8 protein-coding genes are annotated in these 6,502 nt (G+C 35.0%); 2 read left to right on the forward strand and 6 right to left on the reverse strand.

The window, feature by feature from the left end:
• The first annotated feature begins 409 nt into the window (after positions 1 to 409).
• Both V7150_RS19860 and V7150_RS19865 read left to right on the forward strand, forming a co-directional pair.
• Positions 410 to 958, forward strand: coding sequence for a hypothetical protein (locus V7150_RS19860; RefSeq protein WP_335521744.1), 549 nt, complete (start codon positions 410 to 412; stop codon positions 956 to 958).
• Between the two features lie 169 nt (positions 959 to 1,127).
• A complete protein-coding gene (locus V7150_RS19865) occupies positions 1,128 to 1,253 on the forward strand; it encodes a hypothetical protein (RefSeq protein ID WP_335521745.1) in 126 nt (41 codons plus the stop codon).
• A gap of 294 nt (positions 1,254 to 1,547) precedes the next feature.
• Here the strand turns inward: V7150_RS19865 and V7150_RS19870 are convergent, their stop codons facing one another.
• From V7150_RS19870 to dltX, 6 genes are all read right to left on the reverse strand, one after another.
• On the reverse strand, positions 1,548 to 1,763 hold the full coding sequence (locus V7150_RS19870) for a twin-arginine translocase TatA/TatE family subunit (RefSeq protein ID WP_335521747.1): 216 nt from the start codon (positions 1,761 to 1,763) through the stop codon (positions 1,548 to 1,550).
• A gap of 185 nt (positions 1,764 to 1,948) precedes the next feature.
• On the reverse strand, positions 1,949 to 3,151 hold the full coding sequence (dltD, locus tag V7150_RS19875) for a D-alanyl-lipoteichoic acid biosynthesis protein DltD (protein WP_335521749.1): 1,203 nt from the start codon (positions 3,149 to 3,151) through the stop codon (positions 1,949 to 1,951).
• Positions 3,148 to 3,384, reverse strand: a complete 237-nt coding sequence (gene dltC / locus V7150_RS19880; protein WP_283922925.1) for a D-alanine--poly(phosphoribitol) ligase subunit 2 — start codon at positions 3,382 to 3,384, stop codon at positions 3,148 to 3,150. Before dltC ends, dltD begins: the two co-directional genes overlap by 4 nt.
• Before the next feature lie 5 nt (positions 3,385 to 3,389).
• The gene (gene dltB, locus V7150_RS19885; protein WP_335521753.1) at positions 3,390 to 4,556 is read right to left on the reverse strand and encodes a D-alanyl-lipoteichoic acid biosynthesis protein DltB; all 1,167 of its coding nucleotides are present in this window, start codon (positions 4,554 to 4,556) and stop codon (positions 3,390 to 3,392) included.
• Positions 4,553 to 6,070, reverse strand: a complete 1,518-nt coding sequence (dltA, locus tag V7150_RS19890; protein WP_335521755.1) for a D-alanine--poly(phosphoribitol) ligase subunit DltA — start codon at positions 6,068 to 6,070, stop codon at positions 4,553 to 4,555. The genes dltB and dltA overlap by 4 nt, the downstream gene beginning before the upstream one ends.
• 15 nt (positions 6,071 to 6,085) lie before the next feature.
• The gene (dltX, locus tag V7150_RS19895; RefSeq protein ID WP_283922928.1) at positions 6,086 to 6,235 is read right to left on the reverse strand and encodes a teichoic acid D-Ala incorporation-associated protein DltX; all 150 of its coding nucleotides are present in this window, start codon (positions 6,233 to 6,235) and stop codon (positions 6,086 to 6,088) included.
• Positions 6,236 to 6,502: the final 267 nt, after the last annotated feature.

The raw sequence follows: 6,502 nt of genomic DNA on the forward strand, positions 1-6,502 counted from the left end.
ATGATATTCATGTTTATTAATGAGCGTAACATATGCTTCGCCGGATTTTAATAATTTTTCTAAGCTTTTACTTGTAATAATTCCACCATAGCCTCCACCTAGGATTACAATTTTTGGTTTTGACATATTTCCCCACTCCTAATACCATTTATATATGGTTTTCTATAAATATTTTTGTGAAATAATTCACAATTAAGACGTAAAAAATTTGAGCTTATGCTCAATTTTTAAATGTGAAATATTTCACATATCTTCTATATTCATAGAATACGACAATTTAATAAACATCTCAAGGTTTTTTTTACTAAATTTATGTCCAATTGGTAAATTTTTTTCGACTAACTGGGAATGATAATTTCGTGCTGAAAAAATTTGGTTAAATTTCTAAAAAGAATGGAAGGAGATATTTATGAAACTTAAACTGTTATTTTTAACATTGGCATTATTATTATCAGTGCCAGGTTTGACAGCTGCAAATGATTCTTTACCAGTAGATCATGAGGAAAAACCTTGCGATTGCAAGGAAGGCAAGCAGCACCAAATGATGCATAAAGACTGGCAGGCATTGATGAAGGAGAGAGAGCAAAAGCTCCTTACATGGGTAGACCAATATACACCAAGCAAAAAGGCAGAATGGACCCAAGTTCTTACGGAAAAAAAGACACTTCGCAACCAATGGATGAGTCCTGAAAATGCTGCCAAACGTGAGAAATGGAAAAAAGATAGAATGGTTAAAATGGAGGAACTTAAAAAGCAATTTAATGAAGGAAAGATAACGAAAAAAGAATTTATGAAGCAGGTACATGGTGGTAAAAAGATGGAACACTGGCAAACGTTCCGAGATTTAAATATGGCGATTGAAAATAAGGATGATAAAAAGGCAGTTGTACTTCTTAATCAACTTTTAAATCAAATGAAAGAGCATAACAAAATGATGAAAGATATGTTGAAAAAGTAATAAACAGTTTTAAAAAAAAGTCAATTCTAAAACCGAATTGACTTTTTTTGTTGTAGTTCCAGATATAGAATGGAAATTATTTGATGTATTCATTAATAATTACGAGTGCTAAAATGCAGATCCTGAGGGAATATTGAAGAGGTAGGAAAGTCTCAGAAGGAGGATTTCAATGGTTAGAAAAAAATTAATGATGACGACGATTGGATTAGGCGCTGCCTATTTACTACGTAATCAAAAATCACGCAAAAAATTAATGAATCAATTCCAAGCATTTGCCGAAAAGTCCAAAAGGTAAATAAGAAAAGCGCAAGCGTCCGTTTAGCGGCGTATAGACTGGAGCGCTTCGACTGAGATAAAGGAAACACGGAGAGCGAAAGCGATCCGATGTTGACTTATCGTAGGGAGAAGAGCGAAGTCTACTAGCCGCTGGGCGCTCCTCGAAAAAGCTAACGCTTTTACTCGTGCGAGGTATCGCTTCCAAAGCTTATTCTTATGGAGCTGGACAATTCTCAAAGTTGAAATTTTTTCTTTATATTTATCAAAAAACATCCCTTGAACTATTTCAGGGGATGTTTAACTTCAAAGCACATTATTTTTTTAAGTTAATTTGGTCTTGTTTAACCTCTTTGATATCTTCTTTAAATTCTGCTTTTATATCGTCTGTGATTCCATCAGTTGCTTTTTTAAATTCACGAATTGACTTACCAAAAGCACGTCCAATTTCAGGGAGCTTACTCGGTCCAAAAATGACTAAGGCAACAATAAGGATCAAAATTAATCCAGGAACACCAATATTTGAAAACATTTTCTCAACTCCCAAAATGAATAATCATCGAGTATATTATAACTTTTAGTTTAATATTAATCTACTTTGAATAAGAAAAAGTGATGTGTATTATAAATAGAGTAGAGAAGCCAATTCCTAATATAAAATGCCAATTATTATCAGTTCAATGATTATCACACAAATATAGATTAAAACTGTTCAAACTACATTGCCTGAACGACATCTACGTTTATTTTATTTCCATGATAAAAATCCTTTATTGCTTTATCGATATATACCCAGCCTTTCCAGCCAATATGAATAGTATCCTTCATGAAGTATGGATCATATTCATGATTGGAAAAATCGGCAATTTGAAAGCCCTCTGACTCAATTTGTTTCTTAATACGATCATAATACGCTGTTCGTCCTTCTTTTGAAAAACCTGTGTAGTCGTACCATTTACCGTTTACTGGAACAGAAATAAACAGTGGTTCTGCCCCAGACTGCTTTAATAGGTCAAGTACCAGTTGGAAATCCTGATATTCAGGGGATTCTCCGTAAGATGCTCCAATTTTATTATCCCTTAAAGAAGGAACCAATTTTCGAATTTTATTATATTGACTATTAATAACATAAAACTGATTATTCGTAGATCTTCTTTCGCCGAAACGAGTTGCTTGAACCGCTAATTCATCCCAAGATTTATTCTTTACCTTTGGACTGAGATCTCTTTTTCGAGATATACCGCCTGCCAAAGAATAATAAAGATCCTTTTTAATCAACAATTCACGATAGGTGAAGGCAAAAGGGCGAATCAATGTACTAGCTCTTTTAGTCCATGGATTATCTGTTATCTCCGCCTTATACATGATAGAAAGAAAAGGGTCGTTTTGAATTGGCGAAAATTTTAACAGCCTTTTTATTGCCTTTTTCTTAACAATTGGATCAATTTTTTTGTTAAAAGCCAAATCATAGCCTTGTAACGATGAGTAATTAGGAACAAAATGGGATTCGTCTGTCCCTTTTGGCTGAAACCATTGCGGCGACAGGACGAAAACAATTTTCTTCCCCTTTAGCTGATCCATATGCTCAGAAAAATTTAAAAAATGAGTTAATGATACAGTTCCGCCGCGGCCAATTAAAAATGGTGTAAAGCCTGCTCCTGTCACTTGGAAATAATTGGACGGATGGTAACGATCAAGTCTAGCCAGTTCAGAAGATCCATAAATGGGTAAATAATGATCATCTTCGAGCATTTTATTTTGAACATATTTACCTTGAAACATAAATGGATTTAATTCTGTTGCAGCCTGAGAAATTCTCGATTTTGGAATCATTTTCTCAATCCATCGATTTGGTATCACTACCAAAATAACCAAAACGAGAAAAGCTAAGATAATGGGTGAGAATAAAGCTTTTTTCATTGCATATCAGCCAACTGAATGGCGATATTGTTAGGTGTATTCCATGTATCACGATCGAACTCAGTTATAGGAACAAGAATTCCAAAACGCTCTTCTACTTGAACGAGTAATTCAACAGTCCCAAATGAATCCAATAATCCGGCATCAAATAAATCGATATCGGGATTTTCCTTAATAATATCGTCCTGGCAAATTTCAGATAATAATGTAATAACCTCATTTTTGAAATCCATCTTAATCAAACTCCTTTATGAAATAATTGTCCAGAGAAAATATAAAAACCAAAGCAAATCACATGGAAGGTAATAATAATTGCAACAATATGTGTAAACTTGTTTTGCGGCCACCACTTGTGCTTTTTATTAAACCGTTCAAATGAATTGTAAGCAACCATTAATGCAGCGTGGTACATTCCATAAATAAGATATTGAACTTCTAGTCCGTGCCATAATCCCATTAACAAAAACAGTAATATATAACCAAGGTTTGAGAGGAGGTTGCGGTTTTTAATCCACTTTTTCTTGGTCATCAAAAAGACAAATCGCATGTACACATAGTCTCTAAACCAAAAGGAAAGGCTCATATGCCAGCGATTCCAGAAATCTTTTATGTTCCTGCTAAGGAAAGGCTTATTAAAGTTTTCCGGAGATTTAATCCCCATAATATAACTAACACCAATCGCAAAAGCACTGTAGCCCGCAAAATCGAAAAATAGATAGAGGCTGTAGGCGTACATATAATAGAGATGATGCTCTAAATGGCTTTGAGCAATAAATCTTAGATTCGTGATGAAAAAGTGATTGATCGAATAGCCGATAATGTACTTATATAAAAATCCACGAAAAATTTTATTGATTCCTTCATAAAGCAATAATTTGTATTGTTCCCTTGAAATCTCAAGTTCTAAATCTTTATCAAAGCGACGATAACGGTCGATTGGACCCGATGAAATGGTCGGGAAAAATAATATGAAATAGAGTAATCGGGAAAGGGGCATGTCTTTTTTTATTAAGCCATCACGTGTCTCCATGATGATTTGTGTACCCTTAAACGTTAAATAAGAAATACCAAGGAAGCCAATTAAGTTTACATCTGAAAAATATGGCAGCAGCTTCGAAAGAATCAACGGTAGAATCGAAAGAATAACTGCCAAATAAAAGATAGTGTTCCTATTGCTCTTTTTTCGATAGGCGATGTAGGCCTTTATTAAAACTACTTGCCAGATAGTAAATACGATTAAGGCAACAGCTTGTTTAAGAGATGAAGAGAAGATTATGCCAAGGGCGATAATCGACACAAACATATTATAGGTATGAAACCTTTTCCCCCGTAAACCGAGAATAACTGTTGGTGCTAAAAGAATTGCCAGGATGAAAAAGAATGTAAAAGAACCATATGGTGTCATTGTAAAACCATTTCCTTAAATTTTTTTCGGTCCATTTTTCCGTTCGCTGTCATTGGAAGCTCCTCATAGTAGGTGAACTTTCTTGGAATCATATATGCAGGAATTACCTCGCTAAGTTCTTTTTTGATAGCACTTGTTAATTGATATTCTTTTTCAAAATCATGGCTGGTAGGAATGATTGCCGCCAGTAAATAGTCAATTTTGTCATTTTGATAGATTGGGATGACCGCAGCTGATTTCACATTTTTGCAATTGGCAATATGGTATTCAATCTCCTCTAACTCCATCCTGTAGCCGTGCAGTTTTATCTGAAAATCAATCCGGCCTTTGTAAAAAATCAGCCCATTCTGATCAAAATAGCCAGCATCACCAGTTCGATAGGCGGGTTCGCCTTCATAATGAAAAAATGATTTTTCTGTTAGATTCTGTTGCCCTAAATAGCCTTTACTTACACTTGGGCCAACAATAATCATTTCACCTTTTTCCCCGTGCTGTACTTGCTGGCCATTTTCATCAACCAATACAATACATGTGTCTCCTTTTGGTTTTCCGATAGGGAGATTCGGATATGCTTCTAATATTTCAGCTGTTACTTCAATAGAAGTAACGGCTACTGTTGCTTCTGTCGGGCCATAAGTGTTGAATATTCTTGCTTTAGGAAACCGCTCCCTTAATTGCCGGCAAATTGCAACTGGTAAGATTTCACCGCAAAATAAAAATAGGCTGAGCTCAGGCAGAAGTTCTTCTGTAAACGATGGATCCATTAAACACATCTGTACGAAAGAAGGAGTTGAGGTCCATATCTGTGTCTTTGATTTTTCTAATGCTTCAAATAAAAGTTTTGGCCTCGCAATCATTTCTTTTGTTATTGCAAAAATGGTTCCACCACTAGCAAGAGCGGGATAAAGATCCATGACTGATAAATCAAATGAATATGGTGCTTGATTTAAAAAGCGAAAATTCCCCTTGATTGGAAAATCCTCTACCATCCAATCAACAAAGCTTTGCAGGTTATTAGCAGAAATCTGCACACCCTTGGGATTTCCTGTACTTCCGGACGTATAAATAATATAGAAATTATCTTCGCCAGATACCCAATTTGATGGGTCAATTGGCACATCAGAAACTTGTTCTGCCAGGATTTTATCATAATTCGCTATAGTGACTGTGAAATTGTCCAACGCCAATTCCTGGCGGGAAGCATTGATGACCAATTCAGCTTGGGAACTAGTAATAATTTTTAATACTCTTTCGATTGGAATCGAAGTATCAACCGGAATATATGGAATTCCTGCTTTTACACAGCCTAAAAACGATCCAATCATTGAAGCATCCATATGACCATATACTAATACAGGCAGATGTTTTTTGGGGGATTGTTTTAATAGAAAAGCTGATACGTGTTCAGATTGTCTCCAGAGTTCACCATAAGTCATTTTTTCCGTGGGGGAGATATATGCTAATGTATCTGGATGTGTTTGTGAAAAGTTTTTAATTGTGTTTAACATTTTCATTTTTGATGCCTACCTTTAAAAATCGTTGTAAATATAGGAACCTGAGCTTGCATCGTTAAATCCGTACATAAAAAATAATAATAGGAGAATGAGCAAATAGTATGCAAACCGGCCCAGCCACTTCACCTTTTGGCTGGTAAAGAAAATTTGTAATCTTTCAAACATCAGTTGTGCCCCCAATTTAAATTGATAACTGCCATTTTTCTATTCAATTGAGAAAATTGGTCGAATTCGTATGACGAAAGGACTGATTTTTTTCCTTTTCTCTAACAATAATAATCCCTTTTTTGGTTGTAACAATTAATAACCTATTAATATATAATTAAAAAATTATTAATTTTTTACATGATAAAGAAACTCGCAGACGTGCGAGCACATAAGAGCGAAGCTTATGCATACGAAGCAATCCTTAGTGCACTTATGCCTGATGGG

Origin of the sequence: Neobacillus drentensis, assembly GCF_036965245.1 — a bacterium.
In the GTDB taxonomy this organism is placed as follows: Bacteria; Bacillota; Bacilli; order Bacillales; family Cytobacillaceae; genus Neobacillus; species Neobacillus drentensis_G.